General features: G+C 69.3%; 20 protein-coding genes and 1 pseudogene. 11 read left to right on the forward strand and 10 right to left on the reverse strand.

All coding sequences use genetic code 11. From position 1 onward, the window contains the following. Nucleotides 1-89: 89 nt before the first annotated feature. Nucleotides 90-1,052 (forward strand): alpha/beta fold hydrolase, encoded by a 963-nt coding sequence (locus N8I87_RS01845; RefSeq protein ID WP_263204927.1) that lies wholly within the window; start codon nt 90-92, stop codon nt 1,050-1,052. Here N8I87_RS01845 and N8I87_RS01850 read toward each other — a convergent pair. Continuing rightward, nucleotides 1,036-1,479 carry a DUF6114 domain-containing protein gene (locus N8I87_RS01850; protein ID WP_411577177.1) on the reverse strand — a complete coding sequence of 148 codons (444 nt, stop codon included), beginning with the start codon at nt 1,477-1,479 and terminating at the stop codon, nt 1,036-1,038. The genes N8I87_RS01845 and N8I87_RS01850 overlap by 17 nt on opposite strands. 38 nt (nt 1,480-1,517) lie before the next feature. Continuing rightward, a complete protein-coding gene (locus tag N8I87_RS01855; RefSeq protein ID WP_263204928.1) occupies nt 1,518-2,141 on the reverse strand; it encodes a DUF6230 family protein in 624 nt (207 codons plus the stop codon). Nucleotides 2,142-2,641: 500 nt separating this feature from the next. On the opposite strand from N8I87_RS01855, the gene N8I87_RS01860 reads away from it, so the two are divergent. Both N8I87_RS01860 and N8I87_RS01865 read left to right on the forward strand, forming a co-directional pair. Next, nucleotides 2,642-3,049, forward strand: coding sequence for a YciI family protein (locus N8I87_RS01860; protein ID WP_263204929.1), 408 nt, complete (start codon nt 2,642-2,644; stop codon nt 3,047-3,049). An 8-nt stretch (nt 3,050-3,057) separates the two neighbouring features. Continuing rightward, nucleotides 3,058-3,177 (forward strand): annotated as a pseudogene (locus tag N8I87_RS01865) (RNA polymerase subunit sigma-24); the annotation flags it as partial. Nucleotides 3,178-3,274: 97 nt separating this feature from the next. On the opposite strand, the gene N8I87_RS01870 reads toward N8I87_RS01865, so the two are convergent. Continuing rightward, nucleotides 3,275-3,943, reverse strand: a complete 669-nt coding sequence (locus N8I87_RS01870; RefSeq protein ID WP_263204930.1) for an HAD family hydrolase — start codon at nt 3,941-3,943, stop codon at nt 3,275-3,277. Nucleotides 3,944-4,058: 115 nt separating this feature from the next. Further along, on the reverse strand, nt 4,059-4,637 hold the full coding sequence (locus N8I87_RS01875) for an HAD family hydrolase (protein ID WP_263204931.1): 579 nt from the start codon (nt 4,635-4,637) through the stop codon (nt 4,059-4,061). A gap of 100 nt (nt 4,638-4,737) precedes the next feature. Between N8I87_RS01875 and N8I87_RS01880 the strand changes: the two genes are divergently transcribed. After that, nucleotides 4,738-5,136, forward strand: a complete 399-nt coding sequence (locus N8I87_RS01880) for a DUF6234 family protein (protein WP_263204932.1) — start codon at nt 4,738-4,740, stop codon at nt 5,134-5,136. A 47-nt stretch (nt 5,137-5,183) separates the two neighbouring features. Here N8I87_RS01880 and N8I87_RS01885 read toward each other — a convergent pair whose 3' ends face one another. The 6 genes from N8I87_RS01885 to N8I87_RS01910 form a co-directional block, all read right to left on the reverse strand. Beyond that, nucleotides 5,184-6,071 (reverse strand): prohibitin family protein, encoded by an 888-nt coding sequence (locus N8I87_RS01885; protein WP_263204933.1) that lies wholly within the window; start codon nt 6,069-6,071, stop codon nt 5,184-5,186. Between the two features lie 274 nt (nt 6,072-6,345). Next, on the reverse strand, nt 6,346-6,741 hold the full coding sequence (locus N8I87_RS01890) for a hypothetical protein (RefSeq protein ID WP_263204934.1): 396 nt from the start codon (nt 6,739-6,741) through the stop codon (nt 6,346-6,348). A 93-nt stretch (nt 6,742-6,834) separates the two neighbouring features. Then, nucleotides 6,835-7,332: a hypothetical protein gene (locus N8I87_RS01895; RefSeq protein ID WP_263204935.1), complete on the reverse strand. Its 498-nt coding sequence runs from the start codon at nt 7,330-7,332 to the stop codon at nt 6,835-6,837. Between the two features lie 159 nt (nt 7,333-7,491). Next, a complete protein-coding gene (locus N8I87_RS01900; protein WP_263204936.1) occupies nt 7,492-8,706 on the reverse strand; it encodes a cytochrome P450 in 1,215 nt (404 codons plus the stop codon). Nucleotides 8,707-8,719: 13 nt separating this feature from the next. Continuing rightward, nucleotides 8,720-10,111, reverse strand: coding sequence for an NAD(P)/FAD-dependent oxidoreductase (locus N8I87_RS01905; protein ID WP_263204937.1), 1,392 nt, complete (start codon nt 10,109-10,111; stop codon nt 8,720-8,722). Beyond that, nucleotides 10,108-10,335, reverse strand: a complete 228-nt coding sequence (locus tag N8I87_RS01910; RefSeq protein WP_263204938.1) for a ferredoxin — start codon at nt 10,333-10,335, stop codon at nt 10,108-10,110. The genes N8I87_RS01905 and N8I87_RS01910 overlap by 4 nt, the downstream gene beginning before the upstream one ends. A gap of 432 nt (nt 10,336-10,767) precedes the next feature. On the opposite strand from N8I87_RS01910, the gene N8I87_RS01915 reads away from it, so the two are divergent. The 7 genes from N8I87_RS01915 (at nt 10,768) to N8I87_RS01945 (ending at nt 18,653) form a co-directional block, all read left to right on the forward strand. Continuing rightward, nucleotides 10,768-11,445: a GAP family protein gene (locus N8I87_RS01915; protein WP_263204939.1), complete on the forward strand. Its 678-nt coding sequence runs from the start codon at nt 10,768-10,770 to the stop codon at nt 11,443-11,445. Between the two features lie 351 nt (nt 11,446-11,796). Further along, a complete protein-coding gene (locus N8I87_RS01920) occupies nt 11,797-13,728 on the forward strand; it encodes a sensor domain-containing diguanylate cyclase (RefSeq protein ID WP_263204940.1) in 1,932 nt (643 codons plus the stop codon). 35 nt (nt 13,729-13,763) lie between these two features. Next, entirely contained in the window at nt 13,764-14,321 is a 558-nt protein-coding gene (locus tag N8I87_RS01925) for a Chromate resistance protein ChrB (RefSeq protein WP_263204941.1), read from the forward strand. 26 nt (nt 14,322-14,347) lie between these two features. After that, nucleotides 14,348-15,508 carry an MFS transporter gene (locus N8I87_RS01930; protein WP_263216271.1) on the forward strand — a complete coding sequence of 387 codons (1,161 nt, stop codon included), beginning with the start codon at nt 14,348-14,350 and terminating at the stop codon, nt 15,506-15,508. Nucleotides 15,509-15,729: 221 nt separating this feature from the next. Then, complete coding sequence (locus N8I87_RS01935) at nt 15,730-16,158, forward strand: hypothetical protein (protein WP_263204942.1); 429 nt, start codon at nt 15,730-15,732, stop codon at nt 16,156-16,158. 120 nt (nt 16,159-16,278) lie between these two features. Next, nucleotides 16,279-17,403, forward strand: coding sequence for a PLP-dependent cysteine synthase family protein (locus N8I87_RS01940; RefSeq protein WP_263204943.1), 1,125 nt, complete (start codon nt 16,279-16,281; stop codon nt 17,401-17,403). Next, nucleotides 17,400-18,653 carry an MDR family MFS transporter gene (locus N8I87_RS01945; RefSeq protein ID WP_263204944.1) on the forward strand — a complete coding sequence of 418 codons (1,254 nt, stop codon included), beginning with the start codon at nt 17,400-17,402 and terminating at the stop codon, nt 18,651-18,653. The genes N8I87_RS01940 and N8I87_RS01945 overlap by 4 nt, the downstream gene beginning before the upstream one ends. The last annotated feature ends 112 nt before the right edge of the window (nt 18,654-18,765 follow it).

The raw sequence follows: 18,765 nt of genomic DNA on the forward strand, positions 1-18,765 counted from the left end.
GCACCCTCTGTGAGACAAACGGGGGAGGCTCGCGACCGACCCAGGGCCGACACCGCCGGCCGAAGATCACGACGCATACGCTCATGCACATGGTTGAGCATCGAATGGTCGATGTGAACGGCATTCGGCTTCACATCGCCGAGCAGGGCAGCGGTCCCCTGGTGGTGCTCCTGCACGGCTTCCCCGAGTCATGGCACTCCTGGCACCACCAGTTCGGGCCGCTGGCGGACGCGGGCTTCCGAGTGGTCGCCCCGGACCAGCGTGGCTACGGACGCAGCGACCATCCCGCCGACGTCGACGCGTACACCATCCTCCACCTGGTCGGCGACGTCGTCGCACTGATCCAGGCGCTGGGTGAGGCGAAGGCGTACGTCGTCGGGCACGACTGGGGCGCGCCCGTCGCGTGGCACACCGCGCTGCTACGACCGGACATGGTGCTCGGGGTGACCGGGCTGAGCGTGCCGCCCCCGTTCCGGGGGACAGAGCCTCCCCTGGCCGCCCTGGACAAACAATTCGGCGGGCGCTTCTACTGGAACTACTTCAACCGCCCGGGCGTCGCCGACGCCGAGTTCGCGAAGGACACGCGCACCGCTTTGCGGAAGTTCTTCTACGGGGCTTCCGGTGACGCTCCCGGAGCGGGCGAGGGCAAGCAGCCACTCGTCGATCCCGAGCGCGGCTGGCTGGCGACCATGCCGGACCCCGAGGTCCTGCCGGAGTGGTTCACCGAGGACGATCTCGACGCACTCACCGAGAGCTTCTCCAAGGGCTTCACCGGGGCACTCAACTGGTATCGCAACCTCGACCGCAACTGGGAACTGACCGCTCCCTGGCACGGCGCCGTCGTCACCCGGCCCAGCCTGTACATCTACGGCGACCGCGACGCCGTCCCCGCTTTCCCCGGCACGCCCGAACTCATCGACAGACTCCCCGCCCTGATGCCCAACCTGTCGCGCGATCCCCTCAAGCTCGCGGGCTGCGGACACTGGACTCAGCAGGAACGCCCGAGGGAGGTGAACACGGCCCTCATCGAATTCCTCAGGGCCCGCTCCTGAGCCCGGCCTCCGAATCGTCGACAACGGGTGGCAGCCAGGCACAAGCCAGTGAGCCGCCGATCAGGCCGGAGATCAGTCCGAGGAACAGGCCACCGAAGTTCGCGACGGGAAAGGAGATGAGAGCGAGCAGCAGAGTGGCGATCCCGGCGAACACGCGAACAGCGGGGCGATACCAGAGAGTGATTCCCAGGGCCATGAGGAGAATTCCGATGACCAGTGATCCGGCACCGGATGTGGTCGACAGAGCCAGCGGAATTCCGCTCAAGTCCATGTTCGCGTACGGCCAGTAAAGGATCGGCAGGCCGGCCAGGAGCGTGAACAGCCCGGCCCAGAAGGGGCGTACACCACGCCAGGCTCTGAACGTGCACCGGGCGTCTGCCACTACGGCGCGCAGTTCGCGTTGTCTGCCGGAGAAGTTGGTGATCACGTGTCCTGTCCTGATCTGCTGCACGGCCCGCCCGGGGATCAGAAGCATTCGTGGAGGCCCGGCTTGAGCCGAGTGAACAGACCGGGAATGCTGAATGTGCCGGCGGTGACCGCGACCGTGGTCCAGCGCACATTGGTCAGGGTGGACGACTCGGCCTGCTGGCCGACGCCATCGGGGTCGAAGAATCGCGAGTGCCTGTCCCCGGGATTGATCGGGCCCTTGGTGATCGCCCCCTGCGCGATTCCGATGTCGAGGTCCCTGAATTTCACCTCGTCGGCCGTCTGACTTGTCGCGTCGAGAAAGAGGTTCGACGCCTCGGCGGGCCGTTCATTGCCGCCGGTGACTCTCAGTGTGTACGGGCCGATCACCGGGATGTCGACCACAACGGACTGGCACAGGCCGGTGATCGATGCGTGCCGGGTGCCTGTGACCACGACGGGCACGAGTTTACCCTTCCGGGTCACGTCGACCATGCCATAGATGCTGACTCCGCGGGCGGTCATCGTGTCCGCCGAGACTTGGAATTTCTGGCCGGAGATGAGGAACGACGCGGCGAGTGCTCCCTGTGCCATGGCGACGGCAATAGTTGCACTGGCTGCGACGCCGGGAACGAGAATTGCCGCGAAGCGCCTCCAACGAGTTCTGCCTGCGCGATGCGACATCCCGTCTCCTTCAGTCGTCAATTCTCCCGCCCGTCCCAGGCACGGCGGACGATGACCCGTTGTCGGTGACGGATCCTAGGCTTCCCGGCGCGGCAACTATCCGCATGGCAGGTCCGGCGTTCGAGTGACGCAACTTTTGTTGGGCCTTTCGGACGACATGTCTCGTTGAGCTTTTCGAGTGGCAGTCGAGTTGCACAGCGGGAACGGTCACGCGCTCGGGAGCGCCGCCGGAGTCCGGCTGCCGTATCGGCCGACGGGCCGGCTGGGGGCACGTTCCACGCACAGCGAGACCACCCGTTCGCCGCCGTCCGTTTGGGGCAGTGGCGGTACGTGCATCGAGGAAGAACCCACCGCCGCAGGTCAGAGGGGAGAGCAGCCCCTGGTCACCGAAGCTCCCCGAGCCGCGTCTCACGAGATCCCAAAAAACTTCGGACGGCGATGTCGAGAACCCGGGGGCGGCTCCGTCCCCGTGGTGAACGCGACCACAATGGGTCGTACGAGTGGCCAAGTACTTGCTGCTGAAGCACTACCGCGGCGCCCCGGCACCGGTCAGCGACGTGCCTAGGGACCAGTGGAAGCCGGAGGAGATCTCGGCGCACATGCAGTACATGCAGGACTTCGCGGCCCGGCTGGAGAAGACCGGCGAGTTCGTCGACGGTCAGGCACTCGCCCCCGAGGGGACCTGGGTCCGGTACGACGGCGAGGGGCGCCCGCCGGTCACCGACGGACCGTTCGCCGAGACCAAGGACCTCATCGCCGGCTGGATGGTGATCGACGTCGACAGCTACGAACGCGCCGTCGAGCTGGCCGGGGAGCTGTCGGCCGCTCCGGGCGCGGGCGGGAAGCCGATCCACGAGTGGCTCGAGGTGCGCCCGTTCTTCACCGAGCCGCCCACCATCACGGAGTGACATCTCGGATGAACCAGGCCCTGCTCCGGAGCCTCACGCCGAGTGTGCTCGCCGTTCTCGTGCGCCGCGGAGCCGACTTCGCGGCGGCCGAGGACGCCGTGCAGGACGCGCTGGTCGAGGCAACCAAGGACGACGACGGCATCAAGTGAGCCGCACGATCACGCGGTCCGTACCGGCCACCGACCAAGCGCGGGCGATCGACCGGGCCCCGCGGCGCTGATGGGATCAGGCCGCGGCAGTCCCGTGAGGGCCTGACACGCGGGCCAGGATGTGCGGGACCGCCTCGCGCAGACTGACGAAATGGCGGTGCACGCCCTCCACCGCGGCAGGGGCATTCACTCCCCACACCGTCATCCCGGCCCGCAGCCCGGACTGCACCCCGGACGGGGCGTCCTCGATGACCAGGCAGTCTCCCGGCTCGGCGCCGAGCCGCGCAGCGGCCCGCAGGTACGGAACGGGAGAGGGCTTGCCCTCCTCGACAGCGGCCGCGTCCACGATCACGCCCGGCACCGGCAAGCCCTTCCGCAGGAAACGGCCGCGCACCCGGTGCTCGTAGTTCGAGGTCACCAGTGCCCAGGACCCCGGCGGCAGGCCGCGCAGCAACTCCGATGCGCCGTCGAAGGCCGCGTAGACGCCGGACCGGACGTCGTCGTCCTCCAGCTCATGCAGTGTGGCCAAGCACGCGCGCGGATCCTGGTCCGCGGCGACCTGGGCGAAGGTCTCCATGGGCCGTGTCCGCAGAGCCACCTGGTAGACCTCGTCCGCATCCAGTCCATACCGCTGCGCCCAGGTTCCCCAGATCCGGCGCTGGTTGCTCACCGCGTCGATCAAGGTACCGTCGACATCGAACAAGACGTACTTCGTGCGGCCGGGCCGCGCAGGTTCACTCGTCACGCGTCGATCATGCCAAGCACCGAACAGCAAGAGCGAGGTCACGCCAGAGTTGAGTACGCGTGCTCATGCGCATCAGCACCGGCCGCGGCACCCTGCACCCATGACCGACACCCTTTCAGCCCCGAAACGCCGACTCCCCTGGTCGCACAGAACACGCCTGGGCGTGGACCTCGCCCTCGCGATCCCCCTGTTCCTGGATGACCAGGCAGTCTCCCGGCTCGGCGCCGAGCCGCGCAGCGGCCCGCAGGTACGGAACGGGAGAGGGCTTGCCCTCCTCGACAGCGGCCGCGTCCACGATCACGCCCGGCACCGGCAAGCCCTTCCGCAGGAAACGGCCGCGCACCCGGTGCTCGTAGTTCGAGGTCACCAGTGCCCAGGACCCCGGCGGCAGGCCGCGCAGCAACTCCGATGCGCCGTCGAAGGCCGCGTAGACGCCGGACCGGACGTCGTCGTCCTCCAGCTCATGCAGTGTGGCCAAGCACGCGCGCGGATCCTGGTCCGCGGCGACCTGGGCGAAGGTCTCCATGGGCCGTGTCCGCAGAGCCACCTGGTAGACCTCGTCCGCATCCAGTCCATACCGCTGCGCCCAGGTTCCCCAGATCCGGCGCTGGTTGCTCACCGCGTCGATCAAGGTACCGTCGACATCGAACAAGACGTACTTCGTGCGGCCGGGCCGCGCAGGTTCACTCGTCACGCGTCGATCATGCCAAGCACCGAACAGCAAGAGCGAGGTCACGCCAGAGTTGAGTACGCGTGCTCATGCGCATCAGCACCGGCCGCGGCACCCTGCACCCATGACCGACACCCTTTCAGCCCCGAAACGCCGACTCCCCTGGTCGCACAGAACACGCCTGGGCGTGGACCTCGCCCTCGCGATCCCCCTGTTCCTGTTGGAGACCGCGTGGCTCGTGCTGGACTGGACATACGGTCACGGCCTGGAGGTATGGGCAGCGCAAGGCGACCGAGCGCGGATCGATGCGGCCGGCCTCGCGCACATGGAGCGGGTACGGATGCTGCAGATCGCCGTACTCGTCCTGGCAGTTGTCGCCGGAATGTTCCGTGCCCGCTGGACTGTGATCGCACACCTGCTGGTGGCCCTCCTGACAGGCCAGGTGCTGGCGGTCGCGCGGCACGAGTGGGACAACCACCACTCCCCGTCATCCGGTTGCATCCACTACAGCGCGGGCTGTTGAGAGGGCCGGGCACGGATCGTGCCCGGCCGTCTTCCGTTGCCGACGTCCTAGTTCTTGCCGTTGTCGACGATGACCGGTGTGCCGTTCGAGTCCGTACCGCACGGCACCGCGTACACCGGGTTGGCCTTGGCGGCCTCCCTGTAGGCCTCCAGGCACTGGTTGTACAGCACCTTGTCGCTCAGCGACGTCTCGATGATCTTGTTGGCGCGGGCGATGCCCTCCGCCTCGATCCGCTTGCGCTCCGCCTCCGCCTTGGCCGTGCGTGACGCCTCGACAGCCCGTTCGGTGGCCTGCTCCTGCTGGATCTTCTTGTCGATCTGGTCCTGCAGCTTGTCCGACGGCCTCACATTGCGCAGGTTGACGGCCGTGACGTCGATCCCGCGCGGTGCCAGGCGCTCCTTGATGAGGCGTTCGATCTCCGAGCCGATCCGCTCGCGGGCGGAGGCGTAGCCCTCCTCGCTGGTGTGCTTCGCGAAGACATTGCGGATGATCTCGCGGCTGTCCGGCAGCACCAGGCGCGCCTGGATCGACTCCTCGCTGCCCGCCAGCCGGTACAGCGCGACCGCCTTCCCCTGCACCACCGCCCACTTGATGGTGACGTCCGCGTACAGGACGCCTCCCTGCGAGGAGCGGACCTCGACCACGTCCTTGTCGTAGAGGTTGAGGTCCACCGGGCGGGTGGAGTAGGACGTGACGTCGGTGAAGGGCGACTTGAAGTGGATGCCGGAGGACAGTGGCGTACCGACCTTGCCGAAGGTCACCGGCACGCCGACCTCATAGGCACTCACGACATGGACGCAGGTGAAGATGCCGGCCAGCACGCCCGCCACGGCGCTGAGCACCGCACCGAGCTTCCAGCTCCCGGCGTCGCGTGCGCGGCCGACGAGAAAGAGCACGACCGCTGCTATGAGCAGCAGGATGGACAGCACGAACACAGGTGATCCCCCTCCGGAAACGGGTCCGCGCCACCTTGGGCGCGACCGGCAGCGCATCGTAGCGGGCCACGGTCCCCGCGCCGTACGCAACCACCCCTGTTCAGCGTCTCCACGTACCGGGTCCGGGTCCGCGCGCTACGCGGGCCGCGCTGTCATCACCCTCGCACGACGGCAGACCCAAGTGCCGGGCAACGCAAGCCCGATACCGCCCTCCCGCACCTGTGAAGTGGTGGGCGCGGGTGGACGGTGATGTGGGCGCCGGGCCGACGGTCGGTCAGGAGCGTCCGCTTCCGCCGGAAGCCCGGTGGCTGCGGCCGGCCCCGCCGACGGATTCGTGGGTGCCTCCGCCTTGAGAGGCGGCGTGCTGGGTCAGCACCTTCATGATCTCCGAGGACAGCGCGTCCGCCAGGGCGGGTGCGAGAGATTCCGCCAATGCGGTCGCGAGGGTCTGCGCGAACAGCACCCTTTCCAGTTCCGAGGAACGGGAGGGCGGCTGGGACAGGGATGCCACGGCCGCTTCCATCAGGGCTCCCGCCAGCGGGTCCTTCCCATGCCTGACGCCGATGCCGGTATGCGGGATTCCGGCCTCGCGCACAATTTCCTCGAAGACCTCGTCGATGAAGGCCTCCACGGGGTCCCGTTCCGATTCTCCGCCGGACTCAGCTGCCATTGTGGCTCCTCAAGTCTTCCATTGTCGTACGGGACCTGCCCTCCGGTGCTGACGACCGCAACAACCGGAGGGCAGGGATGTCACCATTTCTCATCAGCGCATGAGCGCGGCGAGCAGGAGAGGGTGCTGGATCAGCGATTCGCCGCGCTCCTGACGGCCACGCATCAGCGCAGCGAGGAGAAGCGGGTGTCCAATGATCGATTCCTCCCCGCGCTCCTCACGACGACGCATCAGCGCAGCAAGGAGGAGGGGGTGCTGGATGAGCGGTTCACTGCGCTCCTCACGGCGGCGCATGAGCGCTGCGAGGAGAAGCGGGTTCTCAATGATCGATCCCTCACCACGCTCCTCACGACGACGCATCAGCGCGGCGAGCAGGAGAGGGTGCTGGATCAGCGGTTCACCGCGCTCCTCACGGCCGCGCATCAACGCAGCGAGGAGAAGCGGGTGCTCGATGATCGGCTCCTCACCACGCTCCTCATGACGGGCCAGCATCGCTGCCAGCAGGAGCGGACCCAAGCCGGTTTCCTCGCCGAACTCTTCCTCGCCTGCCCCTGCTTTTTCCCGGGTGGGAGTCTCCGTCGTTGCCGTCATGTTCTCCTCTTTCTCTGACGCATGACTCGGCAGAGCGCTCGGCCGTCACAAGCTTCGTGCTCCGCCCTTCATCGCCATCCTCGAGGCGGGCGGCGCTCACCGCATTTCGATCATGCTCCATATGCCTACGCGATTTCCGAGGACTTGCGGAACGACACCCTAGGTCTGCTCGATGTGCAGATGGATCGGGCCGCGAAGAACGGGGCTGCGCCGGTACGGCGGTGGGTCGGCGACCAGGCTGGGCCCGTCGAGGCGGCGTGCCAGTTCGCTCAGTGCGATCTGGGTCTCCAGCCGGGCCATCGGGCCGCCGAAGCACAGGTGGATACCGCTGCCGAAGCCGAGGTGCTGGTTGTCCCGTCGATCGGGGTCGAAGTGGTCGGGATCGTGGAAGCGGTTCGGATCGCGGCTGCCCGAGGCCAGCATGAGCATGATCTGCGAGCCCTTGGGGATGACGGTCTCGGCGACGGTGATGTCGCTGTAGGCCGCCCGCCAGGGAATGATGTGCACGGGGGGCTCGTAGCGCAGCAGTTCCTCGACCAGTGCGACAACCAGACCCGGTTCGTCGCGCAGTCGCTGGAGCACCTCGGGGTGGCGCAGCAGCGTCAGCATGCCGTTGGTGATGAGGTTGACGGTGGTCTCGTGGCCGGCGATCAGCAGCAGGTTCGCGGTGCTGATGATTTCCTCGTCGGTCATCCGCCCGTCCGGCCCGTCGTCGTTGGCCAGCCGGGTCAACAGGTCGTCACCCGGTCGGCCGTGGCGTTGCTCCAGCAGCCCGCCGAGGTACTGGCGCAGGGCTTGGCGAGCCTGCACGCCGTTGTCCAGTTTTTCCTTCGGGTCGGTCCTGGGGTCGTAGTCGATCGAGTTGATGATGTCGTTCACCCACAGGCGGAACGTCGGTTCGTCCTCGCGTGGCACGCCGAGCAGGTGGCAGATCACCGTGACGGGGAACGGGTAGGCGAAGTCGTCGACGATGTCGATCTGTTCCTTGCCCGCGAAGTCGTCGATGAGACGGCCGACGATGGCGGTCAGGTCGGGTTCCAGGCCGGTCACCAGCCCCGGGGTGTGCGGGGGGCCGAAGTGGCGCATCGCCATGCGCCGCAGGCGGTCGTGCTCGGGCGGGTCGAGGTTGATGAACGCGGGTGTGGCCCCTGTCTCGGCCCCGGGCATCGGATGTGACAGATTGCGGACGTCGGAGCTCAGGTGCGGGTCGTGCAGCAGGTCCGTGATCTCGCGATAGGTGCTGACGACATAGCTGCCGTCGTCCTGGAGGGCCACCGGCGTCTCGCGCAGTTCGGCGTACAGCGGGTACGGGTCGGCCCGGGAGGAGTAGTCGAGGATCCGGTGCAGCGTGTCGGGCATCTCGGTCGTGGTCATCTCGCCTTCCCTCCTACCGGTGCTGCTGTACGGCCGTGACGCGCCGCTCACCCGGGTCGTGACCGGTGACGACCACGGTGGCTCCCTGGGCGAGCAGGACGGGGCCGGGGAAGTCGACGGGCACGGGTTTCATGTCGACGGGCTGGTCCGGCGTGGGGCAGGGCGGCGGGAAGGGTGCGGCCGTCTCGATCAACTGCCGGTAGTGGTCGAGCCACTTCGCGTTGTTGAAGCTCACTGCCGCGGTGACACGGCCCCGATAGCCGTATGCGGCGACGAAACGGTGGTCGGACACCGAGCCCTGGGTGACGACCACCTCGTCGGCGAAGGTCGGCACGCCGACGGACTTGATGTTGACGCCGAACTGGATCGACCAGAACAGCGGGATCGACAGGTGGGGCCAGCGGTCCGCCTGGCCACTGACCATGTTGTGCGCGGCGACCTCGGCCTGTTCCACGGCGTTGGCCCAGTGCTCGAGCGAGATGAGCCGGTACTCGTAGACCGGATTCGGGCAGCGTGCCACGTCTCCGGCGACAAAGACGTCGTCGGTGATCAGACCGTTGAGGTCGAGGGCACGGCACCCCGTGTCGCAGGCGATGCCCCAGACGCCGGCCGCCAGTCCCGAGCCCCGCAGCCACTCGGTGTTGCGGATGCCTCCGAGTGCCACGACCGCCACGTCGGCGTCGACGGTGCTGCCGTCGTCGAAGTGAGCGCGGCGAAAGTGCCCCTGCGCGTCGCCCTCCAGCCGGGTGACCTTGACACCGCAGCGCAGGTCGACACCGTGAGCGCGCTGCATGTCGGCCGCGATCTCACCGATCATGGCGCCGAGCGCCCCGACCAGCGGGGCCGGCGCGAGTTCCGCGACGGTCACCGGGATGTCCCGTTCTCGGCAGATGGAGGCGATCTCGGAGCCGGTGAATCCCGCGCCGATCACCAGGACGCGCGAGGGCCCGGCGGCAAGGGCTCGCTGCAGGCCCTCGGCGTGCTCGCGCGTACGCACGACGAACACGCCGTCCAGGGCGGCCTCGCTCTCGACGAACCAGGGCCGGGCCCGTACCCCGGTGGAGATCAACACCCGGTCGAAGGGAACCTCGCGTCCGTCGGCGAGACGCACCTGGTTGGTCGCCAGGTCCAGCCCGCTGGCGGGTACGCCCAGCAGCCACTCCGCGTTGACGTCACGGCGTCGCGGCAGCGTGGTGCCGTCGGCCGGCACCCACCCGGTCAGTACCTGCTTGGACAAGGGAGGCCTGTCATAGGGCTCGCCCGACTCGTCACCGATCATGGTCAACGATCCGGTGAATCCCTCGTCGCGCAGAGCCTCGGCGGCCCGCAGTCCCGCCAGTGACGCCCCGACGACCACGATGCGGCCGTCGCGCTTGAACGCTCGTAGGGTGTCGGCGCTGGTCATGACGTCGACGCCTCCACCGGTACGTCCCGTCCCTCCAGCTGGTCGACCAGAATCGCCTGGACCGGGCAGGCAGCCGCGGCGCGCAGGACCTGCTCGCGCCGGCTGTCATCGGGGTTCGGGTCGTACATCAGCGCTTCCTCACCGTGCATCCGGAACGCGTCCGGAGCGAGGAACGCGCACTGCGCATACCCTTCGCATCGGGAAAGATCAACGACAATTCTCATCCCGACCTCCACAGGGACTGCAAGCCGCGGACCCTGGAGCCGGTGCCACTCCGGCGCGCCAAGCGCGAGACAGGCTGCGGGAGATGGGCTGCGAGAGATGGGATTCGGCCGTTGCCCACGCCTGGGAAGTTCGAGGGGCGCACCGCGCTCGTCGGGTCTCCACGGAAGGAATTGATCGTCGCGCACAAGGCGACCGGCGTCTGTGAAACCGCCCAGAAAACCTGACCTGACCGTCAAAAGCCTATCCCGCAGGCACATCACCCGCACCCCGGGAAGGTAAAGGGGCCGCCCTGCCGATTCGGTGCCGGAGCCGGTCGGCGGCCGTGACCGTCATTCACTCGTGCGCCGCGCGCCCATGCGGCGAGAACCGTGCACTGTCGTTGATTCTTTAGAGACCGCTGAGTGCAGTTCTTGGATGGGCCGGAGGCACGCATGGGCGAGGTACTGGGTGATGTGCTGGGCTTGGCGGCCGGCGTCGCCGTCAGTCCTCTTCCGATCATCGCCATCATCATCGTGCTGGCCACGCCTCGGGGACGCGTGAACGGATTGGTGTTCGCCCTCGGCTGGGTGGTGGGTCTGTCGGCGTTGGGCGCGGTGATGCTGGCCATCGGCAGCCATGGGAATTCCACCTCCCACGGGCAGCCCGCCGACTGGGTCGGCGTCCTCAAGCTCGCGCTGGGGGTGGCGCTGGCTCTTTTTGCCGCGAGGCTGTGGCGTCATCGCCCTGCCGATGTCACACAGGCGCAGTTGCCCAAATGGATGGCCGCGCTCGATCGCTTCACACCGGTGAAGATCTTCTTCCTCGCCCTTCTTCTGTCGGCCGGGAACCTGAAGAACGCCCCGCTGACCATTGCCGCGGCAGCGTCCATCAGCGCGTCGGGGCTGCCGGTCGCGGAGCAGATCGCCACGCTGGCGATCTTCGTCGTCATCGCCTCCCTCGGGCTGCTGACTCCGCTCGGGGTCTTCCTGGTCATGGGTGAGCGGGCCAAGAGCATGCTGGGCAACTGGAAGGAATGGGCGGCGCGGCACAACACGGCTGTCATGGCCGTTCTGTTCTTCGTGTTCGGGCTGAAGCTCCTCGGGGACGGAATCGGCGTTCTGCGCTCCTGACCATCTCCTCGTGCGAGTCTCTCCCCGTCGACCACTCCGAATGGGTGACATGCGACTCGGCAGACGATCGGATTACTCCGAATGGATGATATGCCGCCCATCTCATCCGTCGGGACCCCGAGGCGGGGGCCGGTGCGGCACGTCAGATGTCAAGTGCCAGTGGAATTACCCCGGTTACCCGTGTCCGGGCAATGCCATGCCCAGCGTGCCGAGTTGTCGCTACTTCAGGTGAAAACCCTACGGTCGACCGCGCGGCGCGCGAAGTGATCGTCCTACTCTCGTAACCGCTCGAGCAGTCCCGGACGTCGTGTGCCTCTGCTCTTCAGGCTCGATCATCGTCGGGGGGTTCGCATGATGCAGGCGTGGGCCGGTCGAGGCTGTCTCGGCCGGATTGCTCGCGTCGGCCGCACGCATGTCGCGAAAGCGGGCAGGGCCCTGTCCGAGGGCGCCGCGGTCGCGTTCGCCGTCGGAGCAGGCGTGCTGGTGGCCCTCGTGGTGCCGACGGGCATCGCCGTACCGACGGCGCACGTGGCAGCCGCCGTGTCCCTCCTCGCGCGCGCCCAGACCGTCACGGGAAGAGTCCGTCTGCGCCTCAGGCTGTCGGTCATCTCGGTGACCACAGGCGGACTGCACTACGCCCTCGCAGATCAGGTGGGTGCCTCGCGACCGCTTCCCGCGGGTGACCTCCAACCTCTCGTCCGGGTGCCGGCATGCGCCGGGATCGCCGTATGCCTGGGGGCCGCGGTCGCCGCGCTGGTCATGGCCGCCGCGGAGAACGGTACGGCCCTGATCCGATTACGGCGGCTCCTGGACGGCTGGTTGATCGCGGGGTCCCTGTTCACGGTGGGCTGGGTCCTGCTGCTCCGTCGTGCCGACCGCGGCGGCGACGTATCGGCATCGTTTCTCGGTCTCGCCCACGTGGTGGCGGACATCCTCGTGTTCGGCCTGCTGGTCACGCTGCGGTTCGGCCTGCGGCACGCGGAACGCACGGCGACCACGGTGGCCGCCCTGGCGCTCGCGGTCCTGACCACGGGCGACGTGCTTCGCGTCCTGCGGCCCGGGCCGGACATGTGGCACGCGGTCCCCCTCACGGCCGCATGCTCGGTGACGGGGCTGATCCTCGTCGCCGCGGCGCCCTGGCTGCCGGGCGGTGTCAGTGTCGTGGGGTTCGACCAGCGGATGATGCCCGTCATCGGCGTGGTGGCGGCGTTCGTGCCCGTGGTCGTCTGCGCGCTGGCCATCACGGCGCATACGCTCACCGGAGGTCCCCTCGATACGGTGATGTCGGGTCTGGCGGGTTCGGTCCTTCTCGCGCTCGGCGTCCGGCAGGGCGTCATCCACGCCGACCACCTGCGGATCACACATGAGTCCGCGGCGCGCGAGGCTCACTACCGAACGCTGGTCGACCGCACCTCCGACGTGATCACCATCGTCTCCCTGGACGGGCTTCTGCTCTACGTCAGCCCGGCCGCCCTGTCCGTCTTCGGTTACCGACCCGAGGACCTCGTGGGCGCTCGCCTGCCCCTGTACTGCCACCCGGACGACCTCGAGACACTGATGCAAGCGGTCCGGACGCTGCGGCAGGAAGCCGAGTCGGACACCCGTGGGCCCGCCCTCAGGGTGTCGTTCCGGGTGATGGCCGCCGACGGAACATGGCGGCACGTCGAGTCGACGATCAGTCACCACCCCGAGGGAATGACCTTCATCAGCCGCGATGTGAGCGAGCGCGTCGCCCAGCAGGTGCAACTGGAACACCTCGCCTTCCACGACGCGTTGACCGGCCTGCCCAACCGGGCCCTGTTCACCGACAGGGTCAGTCGCGCCCTGCGGAAGCGGACGCCCGGCGCGGAGGGGCCCGTGGTGCTCTTCCTCGACCTGGACGGCTTCAAGGCGGTCAACGACTCGGCCGGACACGCCGCAGGGGACGCCCTCCTGCGGCACACCGCTCGTCGGCTCCAGGCATCCGTACGGGCGGGCGACACCGTGGCCCGGCTCGGCGGCGACGAGTTCGCGGCCCTCCTGGAGCGGGAGGCGGGGGCACATCCCTCGAGCGCACAGGACATCGCCCAGCGCATCCTGACCGCGCTGACACAGCCGTACCCGATCGGCACCAAGGACGTGATGGTGTCGGCCTCCATCGGCATAGCGGTGGCGGTACCGGACATCACTCCGGACCAGTTGTTGCACCAGGCCGACCTGGCCATGTATGCGGCCAAGGCCGCGGGCAAAGGCCGTATCCGCATGCACCACGCGACGCCCCCGCACGCTCACAGCGGCGCGTAGATGTAACGCCTGCTACATTCGCTCTTGTGGCGGACATGGAACCAGGGAGCCGCTGGCTCGTCCTCGTGATCAAACTTCCCGCGGAGCCGACCCGGCACCGGGTCGGGGTCTGGCGGGAGCTGCGCAAGTGCGGTGCGCTCTCCCTCGGCCAGGGGATCTGGGCCGTTCCGGACGTGCCGGTCTTCGCCGACGGCATCACCCGGGCGCTCACGCTCACGGAACAGGCCGGCGGGCAGGCCGTGACCTTGAACGCCTACGGGCGCAGTGCCGAGGACGCGTCCCGGTTCCGGGCGCTGTTCACCGCCGCCCGGTCCGCGGACTGGACGGAGTTCCTGGCCGACTGCGGCAAGTTCGAACGGGAGCTGGCCAAGGAGATCCGCATCGCCAAGTTCACGCTGGCCGAGCTGGAGGAAGAGGAGCAGTCACTGGAGCGGTTGCGGCGCTGGCACCGTGACCTGACCGCGCGGGACGTGTTCGGCGCTCCGGAGGCGGCCGAGGCAGGCCGGCGGCTCAAGGAATGTGCCGCGGCCTGCGAGGACTACGCCGAGCGGGTCTTCGCCGCACTGCACCAGACTCCGGAGGGGGAACAATGACGGCGCAGACTGCTCCAGCACGGCAGATGTGGCCGCTGTACGCGGCCGGGTTCACCACCGCCTTCGGCGCGCACGGCATCGCCGCGACCCTCGGCGGCAACTCCGAGGACGCGGTCACCTCGCTGCTTGTCCTCGGCGGACTGCTCGCCCTGTATGACGGCGCCGAGGTGGTCCTCAAACCGCTCTTCGGCACCCTCGCCGACCGCATCGGGGCCCGCCCCGTCCTGCTCGGCGGGCTCGTCGCGTTCGCCGCCGCGTCCGCGCTGTATGTCATGGCGGACAGCCCGGGCTGGCTGTGGGCCGCCCGGCTCGGGCAGGGCGCCGCGGCCTCCGCGTTCTCCCCGTCCGCCTCGGCACTGGTCGCCCGCCTCAATCCGGCCGCCAAGCACGGCCGCGCGTTCGGCAGTTACGGCTTCTACAAGTCCATCGGCTACACCCTCGGTCCGCTGCTCGGCGGCGTCCTGGTGTGGGCCGGGGGCCTGCGGTTGCTGTTCGCCGTTCTCGCTGTGCTCGGCGCGGCGGTCGCCGTCTGGGCCGCCGTCGCCGTTCCCGTCGTACCCCCGCTGCCCAAGGCCCGGCAGACGGTGCTGGATCTGGCCCGCCGCCTGGCGGACCCGGCCTTCCTCGCCCCGACGGCCGCGCTCGCGGCGGCGACCGCGGCCTTGTCGGTCGGAGTCGGCTTCCTTCCGGTCTCCGGCCGCGCCGCCGGGCTGGGCACGGTCGCGACCGGTGCGGCGGTGTCGGTGCTCGCCGGCTGTGCCGCCGTCGTCCAGCCGCGAGCGGGGCGCGCTCTGGACGACGGGCGCCTCACGACTCGTACCGGCCTGGCCGCGGGACTGCTGGCCACCGCCGTTGGCCTGGCCTGCGCGATGCTGCCGGGCCTGACCGGCATCCTCCTCGGCGCGACCCTGATCGGCATCGGCACGGGACTGATCACGCCGCTCGGCTTCGCCGCCCTGGCCGCGAACACCCCCACCGAGCGCCTCGGCCAGACCATGGGCGCCGCCGAACTCGGCCGCGAACTCGGCGATGCGGGCGGGCCCCTCCTCGTCGCTGCCGTCGCCTCGCTCACCACGCTCACCCACGGCTTCGGAGCACTCGCGGCTGTGATCGGGACGGGCGCGGTGATCGCGTTCGTTCACCGCCGCTCGGCGTCGGCCGTACTCAAACCCGGGGCAGACACGTGAACGGACGCGAGGACGGCTTCAGTTCTGCTGTCTGCGCCGCAGCACATGCCGGGCGAGGAGCCCGGCGGCCAGCAGGCCGAGGGCGATGAGCGCGTAGAGCTGGTAGCGGGTGATCTCGTCGTAGACGGCGGTGATGTGGGTGCCGGCCGCGTAGGCCAGGGTCGCCCGGCCGCCGCCCCGTCCTTCAACGCATTCAGTAGTCGGTCAAATACCGTGTGTACGTGATCGGAGTGCGGGTGTTACGACGGGCTGCAATGCGGCCGGGCCGGGTGGGGCTCTTCCTCGGCCTCGTCCTCCTGATCACCGCCCACCTCGCGGGTACCGTTCATGCCTCCTCCTTCACGGGGCCGCATATGACGGTCGAGGCCGCCACGATTGCTCAGCCGCAGGCTGACGCCGGGCGCGGTCACGAACCGGCCCCCACGCACCGGCACAGCGCCGGGGGCCACATCGATCACGCGGCCGACCGTCCCAGGACCACGGCGGACGAAGCGGTCGCCGAGTGCGACCAGGCCGATCCGGCAGCCGGCTCGTCCGCAGCGGCGGGCTTCGCGGTCATGCCCACCAGCTGGGGGCGCCCGGTCGACACCGCCGCCTCCGCCACCGGCGGCTCCCCTGCCTTCGCGCTCCATTGCGTCTGGCGTCTCTGAGCGCCACCCGCACGCCCCGGCCCCGCCCGAATCGCGTTGGCAGGGACGTGCTCGCACGCCCATGACCCATGACGACCGCACCGCACCCTGCCCTGCGCGGTGTGAAGGAGCCGTACACCCATGAACTTCCCGCTGCCCGAAACCCTTGGATCCCGCGCTTCACTCCCCGCTGTTGCCCACCGCCCCGCACAGCTGGTCGGCCGCACCCCGGTCCTGTGGATCGACGAACCCTTCGCCCCGCCCGGCCGCGGTTTCTACGCCAAGCTCGAAGGCGCGAACCCCGGCGGCATCAAGGACCGTCCCGGTCTGCACATGATCCGTGAGGCCCGCCGACGCGGGGAGCTCGCGCCCGGGACCCCGATCGTCGAGTCCTCCAGCGGCACCTTCGCTCTGGGCCTCGCGCTGGCCGGGCTGACCTTCGGTCATCCGGTCACCGTGGTGACCGACCCCGGCATGGAGCCGTCGGTGCTGCGGCTGCTGACCACGCTCGGCGCACACATCGACCAGGTGGCGGCTCCGGATGCGGACGGCGGCTGGCAGCAGGCCCGCCGTCGGCGCGTCGCCGAACTGCTGGCCCGTACGCCGGGGGCCTACTGCCCCGACCAGTACCACAACCCCGACAACACGGCCGCCTACCGGCCGCTGGCCACCGAGCTGATCGCGCAACTGGGCCGTGTCGACGTCCTCGTGGCGTCGGTGGGCACCGGAGGTCACTCCGCCGGCGTCTCCCGCGTGCTGCGCGAGTCCTTCCCCGCCCTGACCCTGGTCGGCGTGGACGCAGTGGGCTCCACGATCTTCGGGCAGCCCGCCCGGCCGAGGCTGATGCGCGGCCTCGGCTCCAGCATCCATCCGGGCAACGTCGACTACGCGGCCTTCGCCGAGGTTCACTGGGTGGCGCCGGCCGAGGCCGTGTGGGCCTGCCGCCAGTTGGGCCGCCGCCACTTCGCGACGGGCGGCTGGAGTGTCGGGGCGGTCGCGCTCGTCGCGGGGTGGGTCGCGCGGACGTATCCCGCCGGCACCCGCGTCGCAGCGGTCTTCCCCGACGGCCCGCACCGCTACCTGGACACCGTCTACAACGACGCATGGTGCCGCCGCAGGCGGCTTCTGGGCCAGGAACCGCCGCCGGAACCCGACGAGATCGCCGAGCCCGACGAGTGCGAGGTGACCGGCTGGACCCGGTGCGGCACGGTCCGTGACCCGCTCGGCCGTACGACCGCGGAGCCTGCCGAGGCGGGCGTTCGATGAGGCAGCTGCGGGCCCGACTGGCCTCCTTCGACCGCCCGGCGCGGCTGCTGATGGTCAACCAGTTCGCCATCAACCTCGGCTTCTACATGCTCATGCCCTACCTGGCCGATCATCTGGCCCACGGCCTCGGTCTCGCGGCCTGGACGGTCGGACTGGTCCTCGGCGTGCGCAACCTCTCCCAGCAGGGTCTGTTCCTCATCGGGGGCACCCTCGCCGACCGCTACGGCTGCAAGCCGATGATTCTCATCGGATGCACCCTGCGGACGGTCGCCTTCGCGACTCTCGCGGTGGCGGACACGCTGCCCGCGCTGGTCCTGGCCTCCGCCCTGACCGGGCTGGCAGGTGCGCTGTTCAACCCGGCCGTGCGGGCGTATCTGGCCGCCGACGCGGGCGAGGAGCGCCGCGTCGAGGCCTTCGCCGCCTTCAACGTCTTCTACCAGGCAGGCATCCTGATCGGCCCACTGGCGGGGCTGGCCCTGCTGATCTGGGACTTCAGTGCGGTGTGTACGGTCTCGGCGCTCATCTTCGCCGTCCTTGCCGTACTCCAGGCCCGGGCCCTGCCGGGCCGCCCTCCGGTCGGCCGGAGTGCCGAGCCCGCTTGGCGTGCCGTGGCCGCCGACTGGCGCTCCGTCGCCGCCAACCGGCCCTTCCTCCTGTTCACCGCCGCCATGACGGGCTCTTACGTCCTGGGCTTCCAGGTCTATTTGGCCCTCCCCCTGCGGGCCCGGGAACTCTTCGGTGAACGAACGGGACCGGTGACCGCGGCGGTCTTCGCCGTCTCCGCGCTCGCCGCCCTGTCGGGGCAGCTGAAGCTGACCGCGTGGGCGAAACGAACTCTGCCCGGGCCACAGGCCATTGCGTACGGACTGGTGGTGATGAGCGCCGCCTTCCTGCTGGTTCTGCCGGGTCCGTACGACGGAGCGGTGGGCCTGACGGCGGGCGTCCTCGCGCTCGTGCTCTGCGCCGCGCTGCTGGCCTGGGGCGGTGCCCTGCTGTACCCGTTCGAGATGGACACCGTGGTCCGTCTCGCCGGCGACCGGCTCATCGCGACCTATTACGGCGCCTACAACACCGTCTGCGGCATCGCGATCTCCCTCGGGAACCTCGCGGTCGGGGCACTGTTCGACACGGGTGTGCGGTGGCTGCCCTGGGCGGTGCTGGCCGGCACCGGGCTCGTGTGCGCCGGGCTGGTGGCGCGACTGCACCGCACCGGATGCCTCGCGCCTGTGCCCGTACCGGCGACCGGGTGAGCTGACCCGGACGGTCTGCGGCATCTCGTGGCCCGCGCGGTCCTCCGTCGGAGGGACGTGCCTGACGTGCCGCGCGGCGCCCCGTCCCCCACCCTGGTGGGAGGAAGGAGCA

Source organism: Streptomyces sp. HUAS 15-9 (assembly GCF_025642155.1).
In the GTDB taxonomy this organism is placed as follows: Bacteria; Actinomycetota; Actinomycetes; order Streptomycetales; family Streptomycetaceae; genus Streptomyces.

Coding starts and splice junctions, on each gene's coding strand:
- N8I87_RS01895 (WP_263204935.1), bottom strand. CDS start 7,332: ATGACGGCAACGACGGAGACTCCCACCCGGGAAAAAGCAGGGGCAGGC.
- N8I87_RS01880 (WP_263204932.1), top strand. CDS start 4,738: ATGACCGACACCCTTTCAGCCCCGAAACGCCGACTCCCCTGGTCGCAC.
- N8I87_RS01905 (WP_263204937.1), bottom strand. CDS start 10,111: ATGACCAGCGCCGACACCCTACGAGCGTTCAAGCGCGACGGCCGCATC.
- N8I87_RS01925 (WP_263204941.1), top strand. CDS start 13,764: ATGGAACCAGGGAGCCGCTGGCTCGTCCTCGTGATCAAACTTCCCGCG.
- N8I87_RS01890 (WP_263204934.1), bottom strand. CDS start 6,741: ATGGCAGCTGAGTCCGGCGGAGAATCGGAACGGGACCCCGTGGAGGCC.
- N8I87_RS01945 (WP_263204944.1), top strand. CDS start 17,400: ATGAGGCAGCTGCGGGCCCGACTGGCCTCCTTCGACCGCCCGGCGCGG.
- N8I87_RS01855 (WP_263204928.1), bottom strand. CDS start 2,141: ATGTCGCATCGCGCAGGCAGAACTCGTTGGAGGCGCTTCGCGGCAATT.
- N8I87_RS01900 (WP_263204936.1), bottom strand. CDS start 8,706: ATGACCACGACCGAGATGCCCGACACGCTGCACCGGATCCTCGACTAC.
- N8I87_RS01845 (WP_263204927.1), top strand. CDS start 90: ATGGTTGAGCATCGAATGGTCGATGTGAACGGCATTCGGCTTCACATC.
- N8I87_RS01910 (WP_263204938.1), bottom strand. CDS start 10,335: ATGAGAATTGTCGTTGATCTTTCCCGATGCGAAGGGTATGCGCAGTGC.
- N8I87_RS01940 (WP_263204943.1), top strand. CDS start 16,279: ATGAACTTCCCGCTGCCCGAAACCCTTGGATCCCGCGCTTCACTCCCC.
- N8I87_RS01920 (WP_263204940.1), top strand. CDS start 11,797: ATGATGCAGGCGTGGGCCGGTCGAGGCTGTCTCGGCCGGATTGCTCGC.
- N8I87_RS01915 (WP_263204939.1), top strand. CDS start 10,768: ATGGGCGAGGTACTGGGTGATGTGCTGGGCTTGGCGGCCGGCGTCGCC.
- N8I87_RS01930 (WP_263216271.1), top strand. CDS start 14,348: ATGTGGCCGCTGTACGCGGCCGGGTTCACCACCGCCTTCGGCGCGCAC.